The following is a 21,371-nucleotide window of genomic DNA, read 5'->3' as shown; positions in this document are numbered from 1 at the left end:
GCAGTCATCGCCGCATACCGAAAACCAGACACGACCCATGCCAGGAGACCACATGGCCCTCTCGATGTATGACGTATCGATTCCCGCGTTCATCCGCGCCCTGACCAACCTGTCCGCCATCCTGGAAAAAGGGGCGGCGCATGCGCAGGCGCAGGGCATGGACCCGGCCGACCTGATCCAGACGCGCCTGATCGCCGACATGGACACGCTGGCGGCCCAGGTACAGCGTGCCAGCGATGCCGCGAAGGGCTGCGCGGCGCGGCTCGCGGGTATCGAGGTGCCGTCCTATGCCGATACGGAGGCGACGTTTCCGGAACTGCAGGAGCGTATCGCGAAGACCGTCGGCTTCCTGAAGTCGGTCCGTCCTGAACAGCTCGAAGGCAGCGAGTCGAGGGAGATCGAACTGAAGCTGCGGCAGGGCGCGGTCACCTTCGACGGCAAGAGCTACCTGCTGGGCTTTGCCCTGCCGAACTTCTACTTCCACATCACCACCGCCTACGACATCCTGCGCCACAAGGGGGTGCAGATCGGCAAGATGGATTACCTCGGCTCGCGCTGAGCCGCTATCCCTGCCCCGGCCGGGGCAGGGGATCAGTGCATCGCGGCGCCGGCAGGCAGGGTGCCGCGTGCATCGAAGCCGGCGGCGCGGTCCAGCCGGCCGCTCAGTTCCGTCAGGCCAAGCGCCACCAGGACGACGAGGGCACCGATCCAGGGCGTATGCATCAGGCCAAGGTGCGTGACGATCAGGCCACCGGCCCAGGCCGCCCCGGCAATGCCAAGGTTGAAGGCCGCGATGTTCAGGCCGGAGGCCACGTCGACGGCATCAGGCGTATGGCGCTCTGCCTGCTTGACCACGTAGACCTGCAGGCCCGGCACATTGCCGAAGGCGACGGCACCCCAGGCCAGCACGGTGGCCACCACCAGCCACGGGTGCGGCGCGGTGAACGTCAGCACGAACAGCACGGCCGCGAGCAGCAGGAAGACCAGCCGCAAAGCGGGGATCGGACCATGGCGATCGGCCAGGCGGCCGCCCCAGATATTGCCCGCGGCCACGGACACGCCGTACACGAGCATCACCAGTCCGACGGCGTTGGCGCTGAAGCCCGACACATCCTGCAGGATCGACGCGAGGAAGGTGAACGGAATGAACGAACCGCCATAGCCGATCGCTGTCTTGGCGTACACCAGCAACAAGCGCGGCTCCGCCAGCACGCGCGCCTGCTGCAGCAGCGACGCGGGCGGCGTGTGCGGGATCGAAGACGGCACGAACAGCAGGCTGCCGACGAAGGCGATCATGCCGAGTCCGGACACGGCCAGGAAGGTCTCGCGCCAGCCGAAATGCTGGCCGATGAACGTGCCCAGCGGGACGCCGGTCACGAGTGCGACGGTCAGGCCGGTGAACATGATGGCGATGGCACTGGCCGCCTTTTCCTTCGGCACCAGGCCGGTAGCGATGGTCGAGCCGATCGAGAAGAACACGCCATGGGCCAGGCCGGTCAGGATGCGCGCCACGACCAGCGACTCATAGCCTGGCGCCTTCCAGGCGAGCAGGTTGCCAAGCGTAAAGAGCGCCATCAGCGACAGCAACAGTGCCTTGCGCGGCAGGCGGCCGGTCAGTGCGGTGAGCACGGGTGCGCCGACCGCCACGCCGAGGGCGTACAGGCTGACCAGCATGCCGGCCGACGGCACGCTGATGTGCAGGTCGGTGGCGATGGTCGGGATCAGCCCGACGATCACGAATTCCGTCGTGCCGATGGCGAACGCGCTGATGGTCAGCGCCAACAGGGCAATGGGCATGGTCTGCCTCCAGAAGATGGGATGGCGGCAGTGTGCCTGTATAACCTTTGCGGATTAAGGCGGTGATCGACAGAAGATACTTGAAACAAACGCAAGAATAATGACTCGCGCTATCTCGAAGCCGTGCGGCGCGGGGGGATGGTGAGGTGAAGATGGCTGCCCTCGCGTCACGTGCCGTCCGGTCGCGATATCAGCGGAAACCCTGACTCGTCTGGTATACTTCTATGTTGTCTGGCCGCTGCCGGATACAGCCTGCGAAGAGGCCATGCGGACCACCGCCCCGATGCACTGCCAACTGCCAGAGGCCGCCGCCTTACCTCAAGCCATCTCTGATCCGGAGTCCTGGCCTCGCTCTCCCGACCCATGAAAGACCGGCCGTCATTGGCCGCTGAAACCATTGCGTTCCTGACCGGGGCGCGCCGCAAAGCATGACTTACGCCGTCAAGGAAATCTTCTATACGCTGCAGGGCGAAGGCGCCAACGCCGGCCGTGCCGCGGTGTTCTGCCGCTTTGCCGGCTGCAACCTGTGGAGCGGGCGCGAAGAGGACCGGGCCACGGCGGTATGCCAGTTCTGCGACACGGATTTCGTCGGCACCGACGGCACGCGCGGCGGCAAGTACCGCACGGCCGCGGAGCTGGCCGCGACGGTCGCTTCCGAATGGCCGCAAGGCGCCGGCGGCAAGCCGCTGGTGGTGTGCACGGGCGGCGAGCCGCTGCTGCAGCTCGATGCGCCGCTGATCGATGCATTGCATGCGCAGGGCTTCGAGATCGCGATCGAAACCAATGGCACGATCGAGGTTCCGCCGGGGATCGACTGGATTTGCGTGAGTCCGAAGATGGGTTCCGAACTCGTGGTCAGGAAAGGCGACGAGCTGAAGGTGGTGATTCCGCAGGCCGGGCAGGACTTCGCCGCATACGAGCAGCTGGATTTCCAGTATTTCCTGGTGCAGGCCATGGATGGCCCGCTGGCCCGCGAAAATACCGCCGCCGCCGTGGCGTTCTGCCAGCAGCATCCGCGCTGGCGCCTGTCGCTGCAGACCCACAAGCTGCTGGGCATCCGCTGATCGTCGCGGATAACTGTCGCGTGGCCGCACCGTGGGCCACAATAGAGCCCGCGGACTCCGGCACGAAGTCCACCCAATGCAGGCCGCCTTGCAAGCGCCCGTACCCATGAGCAAACAAGTTTCCATTACCCGCCGGCTGGAATTCGATTCCGGCCACCGCATCCCGAACCACTGCGGCCAGTGCCGCAACATCCATGGCCACCGCTATCGCCTGGACCTGACGCTGTCCGGCGAAGTGCTGCACCGCGAGGGCGCATCGGATGACGGCATGATCCTCGATTTCGGGGATATCAAGTCGCTGGCGCAGGAGCACCTGGTGTCCCGGTGGGACCATGCGTTCCTGATCTACCGCGGCGACACGGCGCTGCTGAACTTCCTGCAATCGATGGAAGGGCACAAGACCGTGGTGCTGGATGCCATCCCGACCGTCGAAAACCTGGCGCAGATCGCCTTCGACATCTTGGCGCCCGTGTTCAAGGACTGCTTTGGCCACCACTTGCAGCTGACGCGCCTGGTCCTGTTCGAAACGCCCAACTGCTGGGCCGAGGTCACCGCTACGGCGGCGCTGCCGGCGCAGGACTGAAGCGGCCATGACGGAACCCCGCACGGCGCAGGAAATGGCGCGCGAAATGGCGCGCGATGAGCACTTCATGCGCGCCGCCATGGACGAGGCACGCCTGGCCGAGGCCGCTGGCGAGGTGCCGGTCGGCGCAGTGGTGGTGTGGAACGATGCCATCATCGCGCGCGGGCACAACCTGCCGATCACGTCGATGGATCCGTCGGCCCATGCCGAGATGCGGGCCATGCGCGCGGCGGCGCAGGTGCTGGGCAATTACCGCATGCCCGAGTGCGAACTCTACGTGACGCTGGAACCGTGCGCGATGTGCAGCGGCGCCATCCTCCATGCGCGCCTGCGCCATGTGGTGTTCGGCGCGGCGGACCCGAAGACCGGCGCGGCGGGCAGCGTGGTGAACCTGTTCGAGCAGGCGCAGCTCAATCACCAGACCACCGTCACGGGTGGCGTGCTCGGGGCTGATTGCGGGCAGATGCTGAAGGACTTCTTCGGAGCCCGGCGCCGCGCGCAGAAGGCCGCGCAACTCGCTGCACGCACACTGACCGATCCCGAACAACCCTGACCAGGCCCAGCACGCATGAGCACACCCAGCAACCAGCCGCATACCGAAGTCCGTCTGATCGCGTCGTCCGGCTACCCGCACGATGTCGCCATCGCGGCACGCGGCTGTGCCTGGCTCAAGGCGCACGGGTACCACACGACCAATCCCGACGTGCTGGCGCGGCGTTACCTGCGCTTCGGTGGCACCGATGCCGAACGGCTAGCGGACCTGCATGCGATCGGTACCGGTACGCCGCACGAGCTGACCCTGGCCGTGCGTGGCGGCTACGGCATTGCGCGGCTGCTGGAGCGGCTCGATTTCGCGCAGATCGCCGAACAGGCGCGCGCCAGCGGCACGCCCATCGTCGGCCACAGCGATTTCACGGCGTTCCAGCTGGCCTATCTGGCCGCGACCGGCGCTGTGACGTTTGCCGGCCCGATGCTGCTGGCGGATTTCGGCGCGGACACGGTCGACCCGTTCATGTGGGAGCACTTCGAGGGCATCCTGCGCGATCCGGCCTACACGGTGACGGTGCCGGCCCCGCAAAACGGCGGGCAGCCGTTCTCGGGCACGGTGGCGGGCACGCTGTGGGGCGGCAACCTGGCCATGCTGTGCAGCCTGCTGGGAACGCCCTACATGCCACAGGTGGAGGGCGGCATCCTGTTCCTGGAAGACATCAACGAGCCGCCGTACCGCGTGGAACGCATGCTGGTGCAGCTGCATCAGGCCGGCGTGCTCGGCACGCAGCGCGCCATCGTCCTCGGTGATTTCTCCAACTACCGCGTGACGGACTACGACAACGGCTACGACATGGACGCCGTGGTCGCCTACCTGCGCGACCAGATGCAGGTGCCGGTGGTGACCGGCCTGCCTTTTGGCCACTGCGCGCGCAAGCTGACCTTGCCGGTTGGCGCCCAGGCGCAGCTCAGCGCACGTGCGGACGGCTTCACGCTGGGCCTGTCGGGTTATCCGCTGCTGCCGGCGCTGGCCTGACGAGGTTCCGGCCCACACCATCCGTGCCGGAAAGGCGTGCGGATGGTAAAATAATCGGTTATTTCCCCCATTTCCTGCCGGGTTCTCCCATGAACCGGGGCGCATCGCATTCGGCGGCGCCGCCCCGTTCGGCAAGCCTGGCGCATTGGCGCCATACCCGTTTCCAGACAAGGTTCCAGACGTGCTTTCTACCGCAAACATCACCATGCAGTTCGGCCCCAAGCCGTTGTTCGAGAATATCTCGGTCAAGTTCGGCGAGGGCAACCGCTACGGCCTGATCGGCGCGAACGGCTGCGGCAAGTCCACCTTCATGAAGATCCTGGGTGGCGACCTGGAGTCGTCGGCGGGCAACGTCATGCTGGAGCCGGGCATCCGCCTGGGCAAGCTGCGCCAGGACCAGTTCGCCTATGAAGACATGCGCGTGCTGGACGTCGTGATGATGGGGCACACCGAGATGTGGGGCGCCGCGCAGGAGCGCGATGCGATCTACGCCAATCCGGAAGCGACCGACGAAGACTACATGAAGGCCGCCGAACTGGAGGCCAAGTATGCGGAGTACGACGGCTACACCGCCGAAGCGCGTGCCGGTGAACTGCTGCTGGGCGTAGGCATCCCCACCACCCAGCACCAGGGACCGATGAGCGATGTCGCTCCGGGCTGGAAGCTGCGCGTGCTGCTGGCGCAGGCACTGTTCTCGAACCCGGACGTGCTGCTGCTGGACGAGCCGACCAACAACCTGGACATCAACACCATCCGCTGGCTGGAGACCGTGCTCAACGAGCGCAACTCCACCATGATCATCATCTCCCACGATCGCCACTTCCTGAACTCCGTGTGCACGCACATGGCCGACATGGACTACGGCACGCTCAAGGTCTACCCGGGCAACTACGACGACTACATGGAAGCGTCGATGCAGGCCCGCGAGCGCCAGATGGCTGCCAACGCGCGCGCCAAGGAGCGCATCAGCGAACTGCAGGACTTCGTGCGCCGCTTCTCGGCCAACAAGTCCAAGGCACGCCAGGCCACCTCGCGCGCCAAGCAGATCGAAAAGATCAAGGTCGACGACATCAAGCCGTCGTCGCGCCAGAACCCGTTCATCCGCTTCGAGTTCGAGAAGAAGCTGCACAACCTGGCCGTCGAAGTGGAAGGCGTCACCAAGACCTACGACCGCAAGATCATCAACAACCTTTCGCTGGCGATCCAGGCCGGCGAGCGCGTGGCGATCATCGGCGAGAACGGCGCGGGCAAGACCACGCTGCTGCGCAGCCTGTTGAGCGGCGCGGTGCAGACCGGCGTGCAGCGCGGTGTCGAGGTCGATCGCGGCTCGGTCAAGTGGGCCGAGAACGCCAACGTCGGCTACATGCCGCAGGACACCTACGAGGAATTCCCCGCCGACCGCGACGTGATGGACTGGATGAGCCAGTGGACGCAGGCCGGCGACGACGAAACCTCGCTGCGCGGCACGCTGGGTCGCCTGCTGTTCTCGGCGGACGACATCAGGAAGAACGTCAAGGTGCTGTCCGGTGGCGAGAAGGGCCGCATGATCTGGGGCAAGCTGATGCTGGGCCGCCACAACGTGCTGGCGCTGGACGAGCCGACCAACCACATGGACATGGAATCCATCGAATCGCTGCAGATCGCGCTGGACAAGTTCTCGGGCACGCTGGTCTTCGTTTCGCACGACCGCGAGTTAATCAACGGGCTGGCCACGCGCGTCATTGAAGTACGCACCGATGGGACGCTGATTGACTACCTTGGCACGTACGACGAGTATCTGCAGTCGCAGGGTATCGACGTCTGAGCGCCCGGAACCGTGACAACGCAAAGGCCGCCTTCGGGCGGCCTTTGTGCTTCTTGTGGTGCCGTTTCCTCAGCCGCCTTCGTCCATCCCGATCAGCTTGACGAGCTCGTCGAGCTGCCCGGTGATGGCTTGCGCGGTGATCTCGCCCTTGGCCTTGAGCAGCGCCGCGTGCAGCGGGTCACGCAGGGCGATCAGCGACGGGAGATCCGTGGCCTTTTCCACCTTGACCTGCATGACGTAGCCGCGCAGGCCCAGGTGCTGGCTGACGACATCGGTAAAGAAGTGGTACAGGCGCTGGTAGGCCCGGATATCCGCCTCGGAGTGAGGCGTGTCGGCGGATGCGGGGGCCAGCGCCGCAACCGGCGCCTGGGCGGACCCCGGCGCTTCCACGCGGCGCATGGCATACAGCGAGAAGAGGTTGCTGTCCTCCGCGTCCGGTGCTGCCTTCGACGTGGCCGGCTGCGTCCGGGCGGCTTCCGGCACGGCCTCGACCAGGGCCATCTGCGCCAGCTGGTCGAGCGACTCGGACCCCACCCCCATGCCGTCCAGCTGCGACAGCAGTTCCTGCTCGCGCCGTTCGCCATTGACGATCAGCAGCAGGGCGCGCAGCTTGTGATCCAGCTTGCGCGCGCGCGTCTTGATCTCGTCAAGGCCGGCTTCGGTCTTGCGGTAAATCGGGTTAACCACGTCTCGCTCCCTGTTATGTATCCGCCGCGCTGGCGAGATCCCAGGGCGCGGCCGATTATCGCCATCTGTTGCGTCGGGGATGGCGCGGCGCAAAAAAACGCCCGCCGCAATCCGCTCTACAATGTGCGTGCACCATAAAAGTAACAAAATAATTGCAACCGCTATTGACCAAACTGACAACTGTGGCCATGCAACAACGAGACAAACTCTTTATCAACGGCAAATGGGTCAGCCCGCACGGCGCCGGGCTGATCGATGTCATCCACTCCACCACCGAAGCGGTCATGGGGCGTATCCCCGAGGGCAGCACACGCGACGCGGAAGACGCGATCCAGGCTGCCCGGGCCGCGTTTGACGGCTGGTCCGGCACGCCGCCGGCGGTACGCGCCGACTATATCCGCAAGATCGCCGAGGGCCTGAAGGCCCGGACCGAGGAACTGGCCCAGCTGATCGCGGGCGAGGTCGGCATGCCGATCAAGCTGGCACGAGCCATCCAGGTCGGCGGCCCGGTCTACAACTGGGGCCAGGCCGCGAAGCTGCTGGAAGGCTTCGATTTCGAGGAAGAGGTCGGCAATTCGCTGGTCGTGCGCGAGCCGGTCGGCGTGGTGGCGGCGATCACGCCATGGAACTATCCGCTCAACCAGATCACGCTGAAGGTGGCACCCGCGCTCGCGGCGGGCTGCACGGTGGTGCTCAAGCCGTCGGAAGTGGCGCCTCTGAATGCCTTCGTCCTGGCCGAGGTGATCGAAGCGGCCGGCCTGCCGCCGGGTGTGTTCAACCTGGTGACTGGCTATGGTCCGGTGGTTGGCGAGGTGCTGGCCAGCCATCCCGAGGTCGACATGGTGTCGTTCACGGGCTCCACCCGTGCCGGCAAGCGCGTATCCGAACTGGCGTCGCAGACCGTCAAGCGCGTGGCGCTGGAACTGGGCGGCAAGTCCGCCTCGGTGGTACTGGACGATGCCGACCTGCCGGCGGCGGTGAAGGGCACCATCAATGCGTGCTTCCTGAATTCCGGACAGACCTGCTCGGCGCATACCCGCATGCTGGTGCCGCGCGGCCGTTATGACGAAGTGAAGGCGCTGGCCGCGAAGGTGGTCGAAAGCTTTACCGTCGGCGACCCGCTGCAGGAAACCACCAGGCTCGGACCGCTGATTTCCGCGGTGCAGAAGGAACGTGTGACGGGCTATATCCGCCGCGGCCTGGAAGAGGGGGCAGAGCTGGTTGCAGGCGGCCCCGACGCGCCGGCGGGCCTGGAAAAGGGCTTCTTCGTCAAGCCGACCGTGCTCGGCAATGTCGAGCCGCGCGCCACCGTGGCGCAGGAAGAGATCTTCGGGCCGGTCCTGTCGATCATCTGCTACGACACGGAGGAAGACGCCGTACGTATCGCCAATGACAGCATCTATGGCCTCGGCGGCGGTGTGTGGGCCGGCGACGAAGCCCGTGCGATCCGCGTGGCGCGACGCATCCGTACCGGCCAGGTGGACATCAACGGTGGCCCGTTCAATATGCAGGCGCCATTCGGCGGCTACAAGCAGTCCGGCAACGGACGCGAGGCCGGCAAGTACGGGCTCGAGGAGTTCCTCGAGTACAAGGCCCTGCAACTCAGGAAGCCGGCCTGATTGCCCGCCCGGGCATTTGGGTCCAAGGCCCCGCATGGCAGCATGCGGGGCTTTTTATTTGCGCGCATTCGTGGCGATAATTGCCGCCAAACAAGAATTCTCTGGGGGAGATGACAGATGCGCTGGTTCCGAAGGCTGGCCTGGCTGGTGGCGGTGCTGTTGCTGGTTTCCGCGGCAGCGCTGGCAGGCAGCTATATCTGGTATCGGCAGGCGTCGCAGCCGCAGTCCGCGGGCACCCTGGCGCTGCCGGGGCTGCACGGTCGCGTCACCGTCGTGCGCGACCGCAACGCCGTGCCGCATATCCAGGCCGCTTCCCGCCTGGACGCGTACTACGCGCTGGGCTTCGTGCATGCGCAGGACCGGCTGTGGCAGATGCAGATGAACAAGCGCATCGTTGCCGGCCGGCTCGCCGAGATCCTCGGCCCCAAGGCGCTCGAAACCGACCGCTTCCTGCGCACGCTGGGTGTGCGCCGCAACGCCGAGGCCATCTTCGCGCAGCTCGAACCCGACACGCGCGCCGCATTGCAGGCTTATGCGGCCGGCGTGAATGCCTATATCGACCAGCGTAAGGAGCCGCTGCCGCCGGAGTTCGTGATCCTGCAGACGCGTCCCGAGCATTGGGAACCTGCCGACACGCTTGGCTGGCAGACCATGATGGCATGGGACCTTGGCGGCAACTGGACCCAGGAAACGCTGCGTATGGCGCTGTCGCAGGTATTGCCTACTGCGCGCATCAGCGAGCTGCTGGCACCGTATCCGGGCGAGCGGCCGGTCCGGACGCTCGATTACGGCAACCTGTACCGCCATCTGGCCCCGCTGGCCTCGGCGCTGGCCCGCGTCGGCGACATGGCGCCGCCCAGCTACGTGGAAGGGATGGGATCGAACAACTGGGTCGTGTCCGGCGCGCATACGAAGTCGGGCAAGCCCATGCTGGCCAATGATCCGCACCTCGGTTTGCAGGCGCCCGCCCTCTGGTACCTGGCCCGTCTGCAGGCGCCGGGACTGGACGTGGCCGGCGCGACGCTGCCCGGCTCGCCACTGATCGTGCTGGGCCATAACGCGCGCATTGCCTGGGGTTTCACCAATACCGCGCCGGACGTGCAGGACCTGTTCCTCGAACGCCTGCAACCGGGCAGTACCGAGAAATACCAGACGCCGGATGGCTGGGCGGCGTTCGTGACGCGTACCGAGACGCTCCATGTCAAAGGCGCGGCCGATGTCACCCTGACGGTGCGTGAAACGCGCCACGGCCCGGTCATTTCCGAGGTGTCCGAACCCGTCGCCAATGCCGCGGCGCCGCTGGGCGCGCGTTACGTCGTCGCGTTCCAGTGGACGGCGCTGCGCCCCGACGACCGCACCTTCCAGGCCGGGCTGAAGATGAACCTGGCCACCGACTGGGCGAGCTTCACGCAAGCGTTGCGCGATTTCCACGCGCCGCAGCAGAACATGGTCTATGCCGACGTGGACGGCAATATCGGCTTCATCGCACCGGGGCGCATTCCGCTGCGCCGTGCCGACAACGATCTCAAGGGCCTGGCGCCGGCCCCGGGCTGGGACGCGCGCTACGACTGGAACGGCTTCATCCCGTTCGAGCACCTGCCGCGTGCCTACAACCCGCCCAACGGGATCATCGTGACGGCGAACCAGCGTATCGTGGGGCCCGACTATCCCTACTTCATCACGAGCGAATGGACCGTGCCGTATCGCTACCAGCGCATCCGCGCGCTGCTCGATACCGTGCCGCGTCATACGTTCGAGTCATTCGGCACGATCCAGAAGGACGTGGTCTCGCTGGCCATGCGCGATTTCCTGCCGCTGCTGCTGGCATCGCCCGTGGCGAATGACGCCACGCGGCCACAGCGCGAGCGCGACCTGTTCGACGCACTGCGCAAATGGGACGGCACCATGGATCCCGCGGCGCCGGAGCCGCTCGTGGTCTCCGCCTGGCTGCGCGAGCTGTCGCGCCGGCTGTTCGAGGACAAGGTCGGCGAGGCGCTGTTCATGCGCATGTGGGAGCAGCGCAACGTGCAGCAGCCGATGCTGAACATCCTGCGCAATGCCGCCGGCCCCGGCTCGCTCGGCAGCTTCTGGTGCGACAAGTCGGGTACGACCGAGCACGAGTCCTGCGCCGATGCCGTCGCGGACGCGTGGACGCTCGCGCTGGCCGACCTGTCGCGACGCTATGGCGACAACCCCGGCAAATGGCGCTGGGGCAAGGCGCATGCGGCCCGCTCCGAACACAAGCCGTTCGGCAAGCAGCCGTACCTGTCGGGTTTGTTCAACCTGCGCGTACCGACCGGGGGCGACACCTACACGGTCAATGTCGGGCGCAACAACCCGCGCGACGAGCAGGCGCCATTCGAGAGCACGCACGCCGCCAGCCTGCGCGCGCTCTATGACCTGGCCGACCTGGACGCCTCGCATTTCATGGACTCGACCGGGCAGTCGGGCAACCCGGTGTCGCCGAACTACCGCGACTGGACCGGCAAGTGGGCGGCCGTGGAGTACATCACGCTGGCGCGACGACGGGAGCCCGCGCGCGAACCGTTCGACACGCTGGTGCTCCAGCCCGCCGCGGCAAAGGATGGAGCCAGTCGCGGCAAATAGCCGCGGTGCCGGACGTCCTCAAGCGAATGGCGGTACTATTTCGGGCCATCTCATCGGCAGGAGCCGTGCATGGCAACGTCCGCCCCTTCGCGCACCACTCACATCATCCAGCACGTCGCCTTTGAACACGGCGGCGTGATTGCCGAAGCGCTGCGCGCACGCGGCCACGCCCTGCAGGTGTTCCAGGCGGGCGTGGATGACCTCCGGTCCATTGCGGACCATCCGGCCGACCTGCTGCTGGTGCTCGGCGGACCGATCGGGGTCTATGAGACCGAGGCCTATCCGTGGCTGAAGCAGGAAATCGCGCTCATTCGCGCGCGCCTTGCCGCCAGGGGCAGGGTGATCGGGGTTTGCCTCGGGGCGCAGCTGATTGCACGGGCCTGCGGCGCGCGCGTCTACCCGGGAACCCGCGAAATCGGCTGGGCGCCGATCGTGCCGACAGCGCGCGGCCGTGAATCGGCGCTGGCTGAACTGGCCGCGGCCAACTGGGAAGTCCTGCACTGGCACGGCGACACGTTCGATCTGCCCGAGGGTGCGGAGCTGCTGGCGTCGACCGCCGCAGTGCCCAATCAGGCGTACGCCATCGGCAGGCAGGTCCTGGCGCTGCAATTCCATCCTGAAGTGATGCCGCGCGATATCGAGGCCTGGCTGATCGGCCACACGGTTGAACTGGGCAAGGCTGGCATCGATCCGCGCACCATCCGCGCGCGTACCGCGGAAGTCGGCGAGGCCGTCGCGGCGGCGGGCCGCCGCATGTTCGCGCGCTGGCTGGACGCGGCCGGCCTGTGAACCGCACGGACCCGCCCGCATTGCGTGGCGTCCCGGTCGATGCGGTCCTGGTCGGCCAGGTTCGCCCGTTCGGCCCGAAGGGCGTGCCGAGCGGCATCGACAAACGGCCGCTGGCTGGTCCCGTGCCGGTGACAGCGCTCGGGCTGTCGGGCGATGGCCAGGGCGACCCGAAGCATCATGGCGGCCGGGAAAAGGCGCTGCATCACTATGCGTATGACCATTACCCCGCGTGGCGGGCCGAGCTTGCGGAACTTTCCGTGCAGGCGGGCCCGGTTTTGTCGGCGCCGGGCGCCTTTGGCGAGAACCTGAGCACGACCGGGCTGACCGAAGCGGAGGTCTGCATCGGGGACTGCTTCCGCCTTGGCACCGCACTGGTGGAAGTGTCGCAGGCGCGCCAGCCATGCTGGAAGCTGAACCATCGCTTCGGGCACGCGGGCATGTCGCGCGCCGTGCAGCAGAGCCTGCGCACGGGCTGGTACTACCGCGTGCTGGAAGAGGGCGAACTGCGCGTGGGCGACGGGCTGGCGCTGGTCAGCCGTCCGTATCCGGACTGGAGCCTGGCGCGCCTGCTGCGCGTGCTTTATGTGGATCGCCTGGACTATGCGGCGCTGGCCGAGATGGCCGAATTGCCGCCGCTGGCCGAGAGCTGGCGCAAGCTGGCCCGCCAGCGCGTGGCAAAGCACGAAGTCGAAGACATGGAGAAGCGTCTGGCCGGCGGTTGAAGCGGGCGGCTGCGCTCAGCCCTGGCGGAAGCGCCGGGCTGTGCCCTCGCGCGTGATGCGTTCCCAGACCACCTGCTTTTCCTCGTCGCTCAGGAACACCCAGTTGCTGACTTCCGCGGCGGTGCGTCCGCAACCCTGGCAGATTTCGTCGAACAGCGTCGAGCAGATGCCGACGCAGGGGCTGTCAGGGCGGTCAGCCAGTCCGGTGGCGTCGGACTGTACGGCGGACAGGGCGGAATCTGAGGGGGAAGACGACATGCAGAAGTGGAAAGGACTCGCAGTCACGCATTATAAACGGGCTGCCAGGATGTCCCGGGGTTCATGGGCGGCCAGACTTGCGCAGATGGCCGCCAGCCTTGGGGCATCGAATCATTCCGATTACCTCGGAGGTCGTTGAGCCGCTGCACCATGCCCGGTACGCTGCATTGCGTTGACCATCGATCCGAAGGAGCCAGAGATGCGTGAAGCCATCGCCCGAGCCGTTCCAGTCCCCGCCGTGACGCACCCGCGCATGCGGCAGATGGTGGAGGAGATCCTGATCGGATCTCCCGTCGCGCGTGCGCTGGGCGTGCAGCTCGATGTGCTGAAGCCGGAACATGTCGAGCTGGTCTTGCCGTACAGCGCGGAGAACGTCACCCTGGGCAATACCGTCCATGGCGGCGTGATCGCCACGCTGATCGACATTGCGGGCGCCGCCGCTGCGTCGTCCGGCGCCGATCCGGAGCAGGTGAAGGGAGGGGCGACGGGCTCGCTGAGCATCCAGTACCTGGCCCCGGCAAATGGCGCCAGCCTGCGCGCAGTGGCAAGCGTGGTGCGCCGTGGCCGCCGGCAAGTGATCAGCGACGTCGAGGTGTACGCCGAAGCATCGGATGCCGTCACCCTGGTGGCGAAGGCGCTGATGAGCAGCACGCTGTTCGGGTGACATGGAGCCAGTGCCAGTGAACTTGTGCCATCCAGCGTTCATGAGCGCATAGGCGCCCCTGCGTCTTAGTGCCGCAGCCGCATCTTCGATTCGCTTGCTCACCGCGCGCCCGGCTACTGCACGCCGCTGATCGTGGCCGCCCCCGTGGAGCTGTCGCGGCGCGGCGTGCACCTGATCGAGCCGCGCGTGCGGTGAAATGCCGGTACTGCTGCAAATCGGCCGCCTCGGTCACCGAAGAATTGAACATCGGTACGGGCGCATTCAAAGCAGTTTGCATGCCTCGTCGAAATCCAGGCGAGGGCTGCGCGGAAACAGCTTTGCCGGGTCGCCATAGCCGAGATTGCAGAGGAAGTTTGTTTTCACATGGCTGTCCGGGAAATACTCGAGCTGAAAGGTATTCGCCTTCGGGTCCGCGGGAAAGAACTCGTGGTCGACCTTGGAATTGTCGAAGCCCGACATCGGCCCGCAGTCGAGCCCCAGCGAACGGGCGGCGATGATGAAGTACGCGCCCTGCAAGGAACTGTTCCGCCGCGCCGTGGTGAGCGCGAGCTCCGGCGTGTCGGTGAACCACGAGCGTGCATCCGCATGTGGAAACAGCTTGGGCAGAAGTTCGTAGAACTTGATGTCAAAGGCAATGATGGCGGTGACCGGCGCGGCCATGGTCTTCTCCACATTGCCCGGCGCCAGCGCGGGCAACAGGCGCTGCTTGGCCTCGGGGGTACGCAGAAACAGTATCCGCGCGGGAGAGCAGTTGGCGCTGGTCGGGCCCCATTTCATCAGGTCATAGAGCTGCCTCAGGGTCTCGTCGCTCACGGGCTGGTTCAGCCATGCGTTGTGCGTGCGTGCCTCGCGAAAGAGCAGATCCATGCCTTCCTCACTCAAGCGCTTGTTCATGCTTGTCTCCTTGTAACGGAATGGGACCACGCGGCTGCCCGGATGGCTCGCCGCGTCTGTCTAGCATAGCCAGCGGCGATGGCCGCGCAGAGGGAATTGCCGTGCATCGGGTTGGCGTGGAAGTGCCGGGAGCGCAATCCACTGGCCGAACACGGTACTGGGGGGCGACGGGCACGCGTTTCGGTAGAGGTCAGATCAGAATGCGTGGCTCGCAATGCTCGCGCGCGGCGCCTGTCACGCCACTGGCGGGGGATGCGTATCGCGCTTATGGCAGCTTGTCGAAGAACAAATAGACAGCGGCGATACGGCCTTCGCGGGCAATGAGAAAGTCAGTGCCGGCGTAGGCTGGTGCCTCGCCAGGGCGGCCCGATACCCACCGAATTCGCCCGCCATCCTCTGACACTTCGGGTTCGGCAATTGGCTGGTACTGGAAGTCGGGGTGCGTTGCCCTGATCGCGCCCGCGATCCGATCGATCTCGTCGCGGCCACGATGGATGCCGCTGTTGGGGTCGTGGAACACGCAATCCTCGGTATAGAACTCATCGATCATGGCGCGCCGGCGGGCAGGATCGTTCTCGCCGAAGACGTCCAGATTACGTTGCAGCAGTGTCGAAATGCTGTGGGTCATGGTCATTGCTGTCTCCTGAATCAGGGTGGCCAAACTGGAGCGGCGCCCGCCGCACACCAGTCGACGCATCACAAAGGTTGGATGAGACAAATCTATGGCGTAGTGCTACTTTGCGAAATAGAAATGACTGAAAACCATCGTTGCAGAATTGATGATGTCAAGGCTTCCGGATTTCGAAGGGCTGGCGATGTTCGCGAAAGTCGCCGAGGAAGGCTCGTTCGCCGCGGCGGCCACGGCCATGGGGGTTTCGGTGGCGACGGTGTCCCGGGCCGTGACCCGCCTGGAAGAGCGGCTGGGCGGTCGGCTGTTCAACCGGACCTCACGCCGCCTGGCACTGACGGACTATGGCCACGCGCTGGCCGAACGGGCCGCGAGGATCTATGCCGATGCCGAGGAGGTCGAGGATTTCGCCCGCGAGACCTCGAGCCGGCCGCGCGGCCTCGTCAAGCTCGCCGCGCCACTCACGTTTGGCGCGCGCTGGGTGGCACCGCTGTTGCCCGAGTTTTTCCGGGCTTATCCGGAAGTTTCCGTGGACCTCCATCTCGCGGATGTCCATGCCGACCTGATCGGCGCGGGCTTCGACGCCGCGCTCCGCATCGCTGTCATGGAAGACTCGTCACTGGTGGCGCGCCACATCGTGCACGTGCGCCGGTTTGTCGTGGCGTCGCCCGGCTACCTGGCGCGCTGCGGCCGTCCGCGGCACCCCCGGGAACTTGGCGCGCACCAGTGCCTGACCTACGCAAACCGAAACCAGCGCGATACCTGGCGCTTTACCCACGGGAACGGCGAGGAATGCGCGGTGACACCCACCGGCCCGTTGCGGGGTACGAGCGTGGAGGCATTGCTGCCGACGGTCATCGCCGGACTCGCCATCACCGAGCTGCCCGAATTCGTGGCAGCGCAGCACTTTCGCGACGGCCTGCTTGAACCGATCCTGACCGACTGGCGCCTCCCCGAAGGCGGCCTGTACTTCGTTACGCCGACTGCGCGCGCGCGACCGGCAAAGGTGAGCGTGCTGGCTGACTTTCTTGTCGACCGGCTGACAGCGGCAGAATGGGCCGCGAATTGATGGCATTCGGCAGGGTGCGGCCAACGCGCTTGCATTGAACGCCTTGCGTCCCCTTCCTCATTCTGAAATGGGTTCTAAGTGGAGGGACACCGATGAGCCGCATCCCTGCCGATGGCGCAGCGTGTCCTACAGGGTCTTGAGGTCGGTCACCGTATAGGACATCGATAGCCGGAAGCCGGCACCGACACGTACTGGTGCCAGATCCGCAATCTCTTCGCCCTCGGCGAGCGGCAAAGTGAGCTGGCCGTCGCCGGTCCATACATCGGCGATCCTGGGATTGTCCATGATCGACACCACCAGTTCGTGGACGGCCGGATTGTCATGCTGGCCGGCGGCGAGCCGTGGGAAATGGCGCAGATTGACGATCGGACGTCCGCCGAGGCCGGCGCGGGACGGGTCGTCGACCTTGCCTGTCAGCTTGACTTCGGCGCGGGCGATGCGCTGGCCCGCGGTGGAGGCCGTGGCCGCAAACCGCGTACCCGGTGCCACGGGCGCGGCGGCAAGGCTCGGCGCCGCAAACGTGCGGGTCTGGTGCACGGCGCCGAGTCGCTTCGGAAAGCCCTGGATCAGTCCGCGCATCATCGCCGAATCGTTGTCGACGAAAATGTACGGGCAGAACGCCACGGCTTGGCCTTCGTGCAACGCATCGACCAGGATGAAGAATTCACGGTACTGGTAGCGCGCCGGGTCCAGCAGTTCGTCATTCTCGCCCGTGAATTGCCAGTCGACGAAGATGGCCGTAGCGTGGCCGGGGGATTGCGGGTCCGGCGTCAGGCCGGCGGGGAGCACGGCAGCCGCGGCGGCGGGATCGGCCCAGAACTCGACGATCAGGAAATCGCCGGAATAGTGCCAGGGAGGCGGTGGCGCGATGCTCGACAGGCCGCGGGGAGAGAGGGGAACGGCATAGGGTTGGGACATGATGATCTCCTTGATCTGGAAAACGGATATGGACGCAGCCTCAGGCGCTGGCGGTTGCAGGATTGCGGCCGGCAAGCCCGTTTCCGGGCGACCAGTTCTCGCCGGGCACTTCGATGAGGTTGATGAACACGTCGGCCGGCTTGACGCCAGGTTCGGCTTCAAGCCGGGTGATGAGGTCGTGGTAGAAACGCTGCTTGTCCTCGGCGGACCTGCCGGCCGTCAGCGTGATCTGGATCAGCAGCAGGTCAGCAGAGCGCGCGAACGGATACGTCGTATTGGCGTGGAAGTTCGCATCCTCATGCTCGCTGACGGTCATGAAGAACGCGTCGGGGTGCACGCCGAGCGATTTGTGCAAGGTCTCGTGAATGCCTTCCAGTACCGCGGCACGGTATGTCGCGGGCTGGCCTTTGCGCATGGAAACGTGGGTCATGGGCATGATCGGTTCTCTTCTGTGGAGGCAAATGGTCAGCCGGCAATCAGGCTGCTGATCACCGCTTCCGATGCCGGCTGGTAGGGCGCGCGCATCAGCAGGTTCGATTCACCACCGGGGCTCTGGCAGACGACGGGCTTGGCATGGCTGAGCGTCCGGAAGCCATAGACGCCGTGGTAGTGCCCCATGCCGGAGGCGCCCACGCCGCCGAAGGGCAGGGCGTCGACGAAGACGTGGGTCATGGCATCGTTGATGACGAGCGCGCCGGAGGTCGTCCCTGCGGCCACCCGTTCCTGCTCCTGCGAGTCGTCGCCAAAGTAATACGTGGCAAGCGGGCGAGGGCGCGCATTGATGTAGGCCATCGCCTCGTCGACGGTCCGGTAGCTGACCACTGGCAGCACGGGGCCGAAGATCTCCTCCTGCATGACGCGCATGGCATCGGTAGCGCCCGTGATGATGGTTGGTGCCATCTTGCGCGCTGCCGGATCGGTCAGGTCTTCGCCGCTCGGCGCCAGGCTGGTGATGGTCGCCCCTTTGGCGAGCGCGTCATCGACCAGCGCAAGCTGCCGTTCGAAGCCCCTGGCATTGACCATGGCCGTGTAGTCGCGATTGCCGCGCATGGTGGGATACATCCGCGAAACCGCGGCCTTTGCCTGTGCCACGAAGGCATCCGCGTGCTGCTCGTGCACGAGCACATAGTCCGGGGACAGGCAGATCTGCCCGGCATTGAAGGTCTTGACCGTCAAGACGCGCTCCGCGGCGCGCTGCAGGTCGGCCCCCGTGCCGATGAGCACCGGGGACTTGCCCCCCAGTTCCAGCGTGACCGGCACCAGGTTGCCGGAGGCGGCGCGCATGACGTGATGGGCGACCTGCGTGCTGCCCGTGAAGACCAGATGATCGAACGGCAGTGCGCTGAATACCGCGCCGGTCCCGGCGCCACCCAGCACGGTGGTCAGTTCGTCCGCATCGAAGTAGCGGGCAATCAGGTCCGCCATGAGTTCCGACGTCAGTGGCGTCAGTTCGGACGGCTTCAAGATCGCGCGGTTGCCTGCGGCGAAGGCGCTGGCGATCGGGCCGAACGCCAGCACGATCGGGAAGTTCCATGGGCTGATGACGCCAACCACGCCGAGCGGCTGATACCGGACGCGCGCCGTGGCGCCCGGGTAGGGCTCCAGCGCATCGGTGGCCCGCATCCATTCGTCGAGGTGGTCGCGGTTGAACCGCAGGCTTTCTATCGGCGCGAGAATGTCGGCGAGCAGGGTCTGCTGACGGCTGCGGCAGCTGTAGTCGGCGTCGAGTGCGTCGACGAGTGCGTCCTGGTGGGTGCGCAGCAGGTCGATCGCGCGAGAGAGACGGTCCTTGCGCAGTTCCGCGGCGGGCGGGCCGGCGTCAAGCTGGGCTTGCTTCATCGCGGCGAGATGCGCACGGATCTGATCGGCGGACGGCTCCGCCGGCAAACGAAAATGCCTTGTCATGATGTGTCCTTAGCTGTCTCCTTGGCCGCGATGCCCATGACATCGCGTTGCGTCAAAGCCAGGCAGCCCGATAGGGTGCGACTCGCTGTGCCAAGGGTTATCGGGGGCAGCCGAATGGCAGTGGCGCCCTGTATGTCGGTTGAGGGTGGCTGATCGCCGGGCCGCGCCCTCAGATCAGTGCCTCGATGAGCATGGGCCCGCGGCGCTGCATCGCGGAGGCGAAAGCGGCATCAAAGTCTTCGCCCGATGCCACGCTGACCGCTTCCACGCCCATGCCCCTGGCCAGTGCCACCCAATCCAGCGATGGGTCCTGCAGGTCGAACATCGACGCGGCACGCGCACCATCCTGCGAGGCGCCGACGCGTTTCAGCTCGTTGTTGAGGATCTTGTAGCCACGGTTCGCGTAGATGACATTGACGACGTCGATGTTCTCGCGCGCTTGCGTCCACAGTGACTGCACCGTGTACATGGCGCCGCCATCGCCAAGCAGGTTCACGACCTTGCGATCCGGACATGCGATGCCGGCGCCAATCGACACGGCCATCGCGCTGCCGATGGCGCCGCCCGAAAGTGTCAGGAAATCGTGCGGCGCGGCCGATTCGGTCAGGCCGTAGTACGCCATGGCCAGGCCCGATTCCTCCGTGATGATGGCGTGCTCGGGCAGGTGTCTGGCAACGCTGCGCATGATCGACTCGGCGGTCAGCGGGCCGATCGCAGGGCGCTCGAACGATTTGCGCACGCTGAGCCCGGCGATGGCATCCTGCGCGCCGAGCGCTTCGGCCAGGGCTTCCAGTGCGCCCGTACCGTCCTCGTGCGGATGGGACAGGACCGCCAGCCGGCAGCCTTCGGGCGTCAGCCAGCTCGGCTTGTCGGGGTAGGCAAAGAAGCTGACCGGCGCTTGCGCGCCGACCATGACGATCAGCTCGGTGCCGGCCAGAAAGTCGACCACCTGCTCGGCGAAGTACGGCAGGCGTTCCACCGGCACGCGTCCGGCGCCGCGCTGCAGCCGCGGGGCAAAGGTATCGGAAAGCAGGCGCGCCCCGGTCTTCGCCGCGATCTTGCCCGCTGCCCGCAGGCCCCGTTCGTGCAAGGCGTCGCCGCGCAGCAGGATCGCTGTCCTGACGCCGCCTTGTACGAGCGAGGCGACATGCGCGATAGTGTCTTCGTTGACCGGTGCGAGGCTCGGCCGGGGCAGCGGTGCTGCCACGCTATCGGCCTGGCTCCATGCTGTATCCGCCGGCAAGATCAGCGTGGCGATCTGGCCAGGCCCTTCCAGCGATGCCTGCACGGCGCGTGCCGCATCGGCGCCAACCGTCAGCGCACTCGCGGACGAATGAATCCATTGCGATACCGGACGCGCGAATCCCTTGATGTCCGAGGTCAGCGGACTTTCATAGCGCGAATGGGAGGCCGCATGGTCTCCGACGATGTTGACGACCGGACTCGACGCGCGTCGCGCGTTGTGCAGGTTGGCCAGGCCATTGGCCAGTCCGGGGCCGAGGTGGAGCAGGGTGGCAGCAGGCTTGCCCGCCATGCGTCCGTAGCCGTCGGCCGCGCCGGTGACGACGCCTTCGAACAGGCCAAGGACGGGGCGCATGCCGTCCACCGCATCGAGCGCCGCCACAAAATGCATCTCGGACGTACCGGGATTGCCAAAACACACTTCCACGCCGCTGGCGACCAGCGAACGCAACAGACTTTCCGCACCGTTCATGTTTGATACCTCGAAAGCGAAACCATCTTCCGGACCCTCCCGCGCCGCGCTTTGACTTGGGGCGATGAGGTCGTGCAACCGAGCACGGGTTGATAGTAGAAATTCCTATTCGATGTAAAAATAC

General features: G+C 66.0%; 21 protein-coding genes. 12 read left to right on the top strand and 9 right to left on the bottom strand.

The genetic code is table 11. From position 1 onward, the window contains the following. Positions 1 to 52 precede the first annotated feature (52 nt). Positions 53 to 559, top strand: coding sequence for a DUF1993 domain-containing protein (locus KHO22_RS01935; RefSeq protein ID WP_211945388.1), 507 nt, complete (start codon positions 53 to 55; stop codon positions 557 to 559). 32 nt (positions 560 to 591) lie between these two features. Here KHO22_RS01935 and KHO22_RS01930 read toward each other — a convergent pair whose 3' ends face one another. Beyond that, positions 592 to 1,797 carry an MFS transporter gene (locus KHO22_RS01930; protein WP_211945387.1) on the bottom strand — a complete coding sequence of 402 codons (1,206 nt, stop codon included), beginning with the start codon at positions 1,795 to 1,797 and terminating at the stop codon, positions 592 to 594. A gap of 428 nt (positions 1,798 to 2,225) precedes the next feature. Here KHO22_RS01930 and queE point away from each other — a divergent pair, with 428 nt between their 5' ends. From queE to KHO22_RS01905, 5 genes are all read left to right on the top strand, one after another. Then, positions 2,226 to 2,861 (top strand): 7-carboxy-7-deazaguanine synthase, encoded by a 636-nt coding sequence (gene queE, locus KHO22_RS01925; protein ID WP_211945386.1) that lies wholly within the window; start codon positions 2,226 to 2,228, stop codon positions 2,859 to 2,861. 106 nt (positions 2,862 to 2,967) lie between these two features. Continuing rightward, complete coding sequence (locus KHO22_RS01920) at positions 2,968 to 3,444, top strand: 6-pyruvoyl trahydropterin synthase family protein (protein WP_211945385.1); 477 nt, start codon at positions 2,968 to 2,970, stop codon at positions 3,442 to 3,444. Between the two features lie 7 nt (positions 3,445 to 3,451). Beyond that, positions 3,452 to 3,997 (top strand): tRNA adenosine(34) deaminase TadA, encoded by a 546-nt coding sequence (gene tadA, locus KHO22_RS01915; protein ID WP_211945384.1) that lies wholly within the window; start codon positions 3,452 to 3,454, stop codon positions 3,995 to 3,997. A gap of 15 nt (positions 3,998 to 4,012) precedes the next feature. After that, entirely contained in the window at positions 4,013 to 4,969 is a 957-nt protein-coding gene (gene ldcA / locus KHO22_RS01910) for a muramoyltetrapeptide carboxypeptidase (protein ID WP_211945383.1), read from the top strand. 181 nt (positions 4,970 to 5,150) lie between these two features. Beyond that, positions 5,151 to 6,773: an ABC-F family ATPase gene (locus KHO22_RS01905; protein WP_211945382.1), complete on the top strand. Its 1,623-nt coding sequence runs from the start codon at positions 5,151 to 5,153 to the stop codon at positions 6,771 to 6,773. 69 nt (positions 6,774 to 6,842) lie between these two features. Here KHO22_RS01905 and KHO22_RS01900 read toward each other — a convergent pair whose 3' ends face one another. After that, complete coding sequence (locus tag KHO22_RS01900; protein WP_211945381.1) at positions 6,843 to 7,460, bottom strand: hypothetical protein; 618 nt, start codon at positions 7,458 to 7,460, stop codon at positions 6,843 to 6,845. A 188-nt stretch (positions 7,461 to 7,648) separates the two neighbouring features. Between KHO22_RS01900 and KHO22_RS01895 the strand changes: the two genes are divergently transcribed. From KHO22_RS01895 to KHO22_RS01880, 4 genes are all read left to right on the top strand, one after another. Beyond that, positions 7,649 to 9,079: an aldehyde dehydrogenase family protein gene (locus KHO22_RS01895; RefSeq protein ID WP_211945380.1), complete on the top strand. Its 1,431-nt coding sequence runs from the start codon at positions 7,649 to 7,651 to the stop codon at positions 9,077 to 9,079. 117 nt (positions 9,080 to 9,196) lie between these two features. Further along, positions 9,197 to 11,686, top strand: coding sequence for a penicillin acylase family protein (locus tag KHO22_RS01890; protein WP_211945379.1), 2,490 nt, complete (start codon positions 9,197 to 9,199; stop codon positions 11,684 to 11,686). Positions 11,687 to 11,755: 69 nt separating this feature from the next. Further along, positions 11,756 to 12,475 carry a glutamine amidotransferase gene (locus KHO22_RS01885; protein ID WP_211945378.1) on the top strand — a complete coding sequence of 240 codons (720 nt, stop codon included), beginning with the start codon at positions 11,756 to 11,758 and terminating at the stop codon, positions 12,473 to 12,475. After that, complete coding sequence (locus KHO22_RS01880) at positions 12,472 to 13,197, top strand: MOSC domain-containing protein (RefSeq protein WP_230426706.1); 726 nt, start codon at positions 12,472 to 12,474, stop codon at positions 13,195 to 13,197. The genes KHO22_RS01885 and KHO22_RS01880 overlap by 4 nt, the downstream gene beginning before the upstream one ends. 15 nt (positions 13,198 to 13,212) lie before the next feature. Here KHO22_RS01880 and KHO22_RS01875 read toward each other — a convergent pair whose 3' ends face one another. Beyond that, the gene (locus KHO22_RS01875; RefSeq protein ID WP_211945377.1) at positions 13,213 to 13,455 is read right to left on the bottom strand and encodes a DUF1289 domain-containing protein; all 243 of its coding nucleotides are present in this window, start codon (positions 13,453 to 13,455) and stop codon (positions 13,213 to 13,215) included. Between the two features lie 199 nt (positions 13,456 to 13,654). On the opposite strand from KHO22_RS01875, the gene KHO22_RS01870 reads away from it, so the two are divergent. Further along, positions 13,655 to 14,119 (top strand): PaaI family thioesterase, encoded by a 465-nt coding sequence (locus KHO22_RS01870; RefSeq protein ID WP_211945376.1) that lies wholly within the window; start codon positions 13,655 to 13,657, stop codon positions 14,117 to 14,119. 261 nt (positions 14,120 to 14,380) lie between these two features. Here KHO22_RS01870 and KHO22_RS01865 read toward each other — a convergent pair whose 3' ends face one another. Beyond that, positions 14,381 to 15,013, bottom strand: a complete 633-nt coding sequence (locus tag KHO22_RS01865) for a malonic semialdehyde reductase (RefSeq protein WP_211945375.1) — start codon at positions 15,011 to 15,013, stop codon at positions 14,381 to 14,383. 265 nt (positions 15,014 to 15,278) lie between these two features. Next, positions 15,279 to 15,647 carry a nuclear transport factor 2 family protein gene (locus tag KHO22_RS01860; RefSeq protein WP_230426705.1) on the bottom strand — a complete coding sequence of 123 codons (369 nt, stop codon included), beginning with the start codon at positions 15,645 to 15,647 and terminating at the stop codon, positions 15,279 to 15,281. Positions 15,648 to 15,795: 148 nt separating this feature from the next. Between KHO22_RS01860 and KHO22_RS01855 the strand changes: the two genes are divergently transcribed. After that, the gene (locus KHO22_RS01855) at positions 15,796 to 16,710 is read left to right on the top strand and encodes a LysR family transcriptional regulator (protein ID WP_211945484.1); all 915 of its coding nucleotides are present in this window, start codon (positions 15,796 to 15,798) and stop codon (positions 16,708 to 16,710) included. A 126-nt stretch (positions 16,711 to 16,836) separates the two neighbouring features. On the opposite strand, the gene KHO22_RS01850 is transcribed toward KHO22_RS01855, so the two are convergent. The 4 genes from KHO22_RS01850 to KHO22_RS01835 all read right to left on the bottom strand — a co-directional run bounded on the left by KHO22_RS01850 (position 16,837) and on the right by KHO22_RS01835 (position 21,247). Then, positions 16,837 to 17,628 (bottom strand): acetoacetate decarboxylase family protein, encoded by a 792-nt coding sequence (locus tag KHO22_RS01850; RefSeq protein WP_211945374.1) that lies wholly within the window; start codon positions 17,626 to 17,628, stop codon positions 16,837 to 16,839. Between the two features lie 40 nt (positions 17,629 to 17,668). Then, the gene (locus KHO22_RS01845; protein ID WP_211945373.1) at positions 17,669 to 18,064 is read right to left on the bottom strand and encodes a tautomerase family protein; all 396 of its coding nucleotides are present in this window, start codon (positions 18,062 to 18,064) and stop codon (positions 17,669 to 17,671) included. 29 nt (positions 18,065 to 18,093) lie between these two features. Beyond that, positions 18,094 to 19,533 carry a coniferyl aldehyde dehydrogenase gene (locus KHO22_RS01840; RefSeq protein ID WP_211945372.1) on the bottom strand — a complete coding sequence of 480 codons (1,440 nt, stop codon included), beginning with the start codon at positions 19,531 to 19,533 and terminating at the stop codon, positions 18,094 to 18,096. A gap of 169 nt (positions 19,534 to 19,702) precedes the next feature. Further along, positions 19,703 to 21,247, bottom strand: a complete 1,545-nt coding sequence (locus tag KHO22_RS01835) for an acetolactate synthase large subunit (protein WP_211945371.1) — start codon at positions 21,245 to 21,247, stop codon at positions 19,703 to 19,705. Positions 21,248 to 21,371 lie beyond the last annotated feature (124 nt).

Origin of the sequence: Cupriavidus yeoncheonensis, from assembly GCF_905397275.1 — a bacterium.
Classification (GTDB): domain Bacteria; phylum Pseudomonadota; class Gammaproteobacteria; order Burkholderiales; family Burkholderiaceae; genus Cupriavidus; species Cupriavidus yeoncheonensis.
This window is presented reverse-complemented; position numbering and strand designations above follow the sequence as displayed.

Bases quoted from the DNA above. Each gene is read 5' to 3' on its own strand.
- KHO22_RS01935 (WP_211945388.1), top strand. From the start codon at position 53: ATGGCCCTCTCGATGTATGACGTATCGATTCCCGCGTTCATCCGCGCC.
- KHO22_RS01930 (WP_211945387.1), bottom strand. From the start codon at position 1,797: ATGCCCATTGCCCTGTTGGCGCTGACCATCAGCGCGTTCGCCATCGGC.
- queE (WP_211945386.1), top strand. From the start codon at position 2,226: ATGACTTACGCCGTCAAGGAAATCTTCTATACGCTGCAGGGCGAAGGC.
- KHO22_RS01920 (WP_211945385.1), top strand. From the start codon at position 2,968: ATGAGCAAACAAGTTTCCATTACCCGCCGGCTGGAATTCGATTCCGGC.
- tadA (WP_211945384.1), top strand. From the start codon at position 3,452: ATGACGGAACCCCGCACGGCGCAGGAAATGGCGCGCGAAATGGCGCGC.
- ldcA (WP_211945383.1), top strand. From the start codon at position 4,013: ATGAGCACACCCAGCAACCAGCCGCATACCGAAGTCCGTCTGATCGCG.
- KHO22_RS01895 (WP_211945380.1), top strand. From the start codon at position 7,649: ATGCAACAACGAGACAAACTCTTTATCAACGGCAAATGGGTCAGCCCG.
- KHO22_RS01890 (WP_211945379.1), top strand. From the start codon at position 9,197: ATGCGCTGGTTCCGAAGGCTGGCCTGGCTGGTGGCGGTGCTGTTGCTG.
- KHO22_RS01885 (WP_211945378.1), top strand. From the start codon at position 11,756: ATGGCAACGTCCGCCCCTTCGCGCACCACTCACATCATCCAGCACGTC.
- KHO22_RS01875 (WP_211945377.1), bottom strand. From the start codon at position 13,455: ATGTCGTCTTCCCCCTCAGATTCCGCCCTGTCCGCCGTACAGTCCGAC.
- KHO22_RS01870 (WP_211945376.1), top strand. From the start codon at position 13,655: ATGCGTGAAGCCATCGCCCGAGCCGTTCCAGTCCCCGCCGTGACGCAC.
- KHO22_RS01865 (WP_211945375.1), bottom strand. From the start codon at position 15,013: ATGAACAAGCGCTTGAGTGAGGAAGGCATGGATCTGCTCTTTCGCGAG.
- KHO22_RS01860 (WP_230426705.1), bottom strand. From the start codon at position 15,647: ATGACCATGACCCACAGCATTTCGACACTGCTGCAACGTAATCTGGAC.
- KHO22_RS01855 (WP_211945484.1), top strand. From the start codon at position 15,796: ATGTCAAGGCTTCCGGATTTCGAAGGGCTGGCGATGTTCGCGAAAGTC.
- KHO22_RS01850 (WP_211945374.1), bottom strand. From the start codon at position 17,628: ATGTCCCAACCCTATGCCGTTCCCCTCTCTCCCCGCGGCCTGTCGAGC.
- KHO22_RS01845 (WP_211945373.1), bottom strand. From the start codon at position 18,064: ATGCCCATGACCCACGTTTCCATGCGCAAAGGCCAGCCCGCGACATAC.
- KHO22_RS01840 (WP_211945372.1), bottom strand. From the start codon at position 19,533: ATGACAAGGCATTTTCGTTTGCCGGCGGAGCCGTCCGCCGATCAGATC.
- KHO22_RS01835 (WP_211945371.1), bottom strand. From the start codon at position 21,247: ATGAACGGTGCGGAAAGTCTGTTGCGTTCGCTGGTCGCCAGCGGCGTG.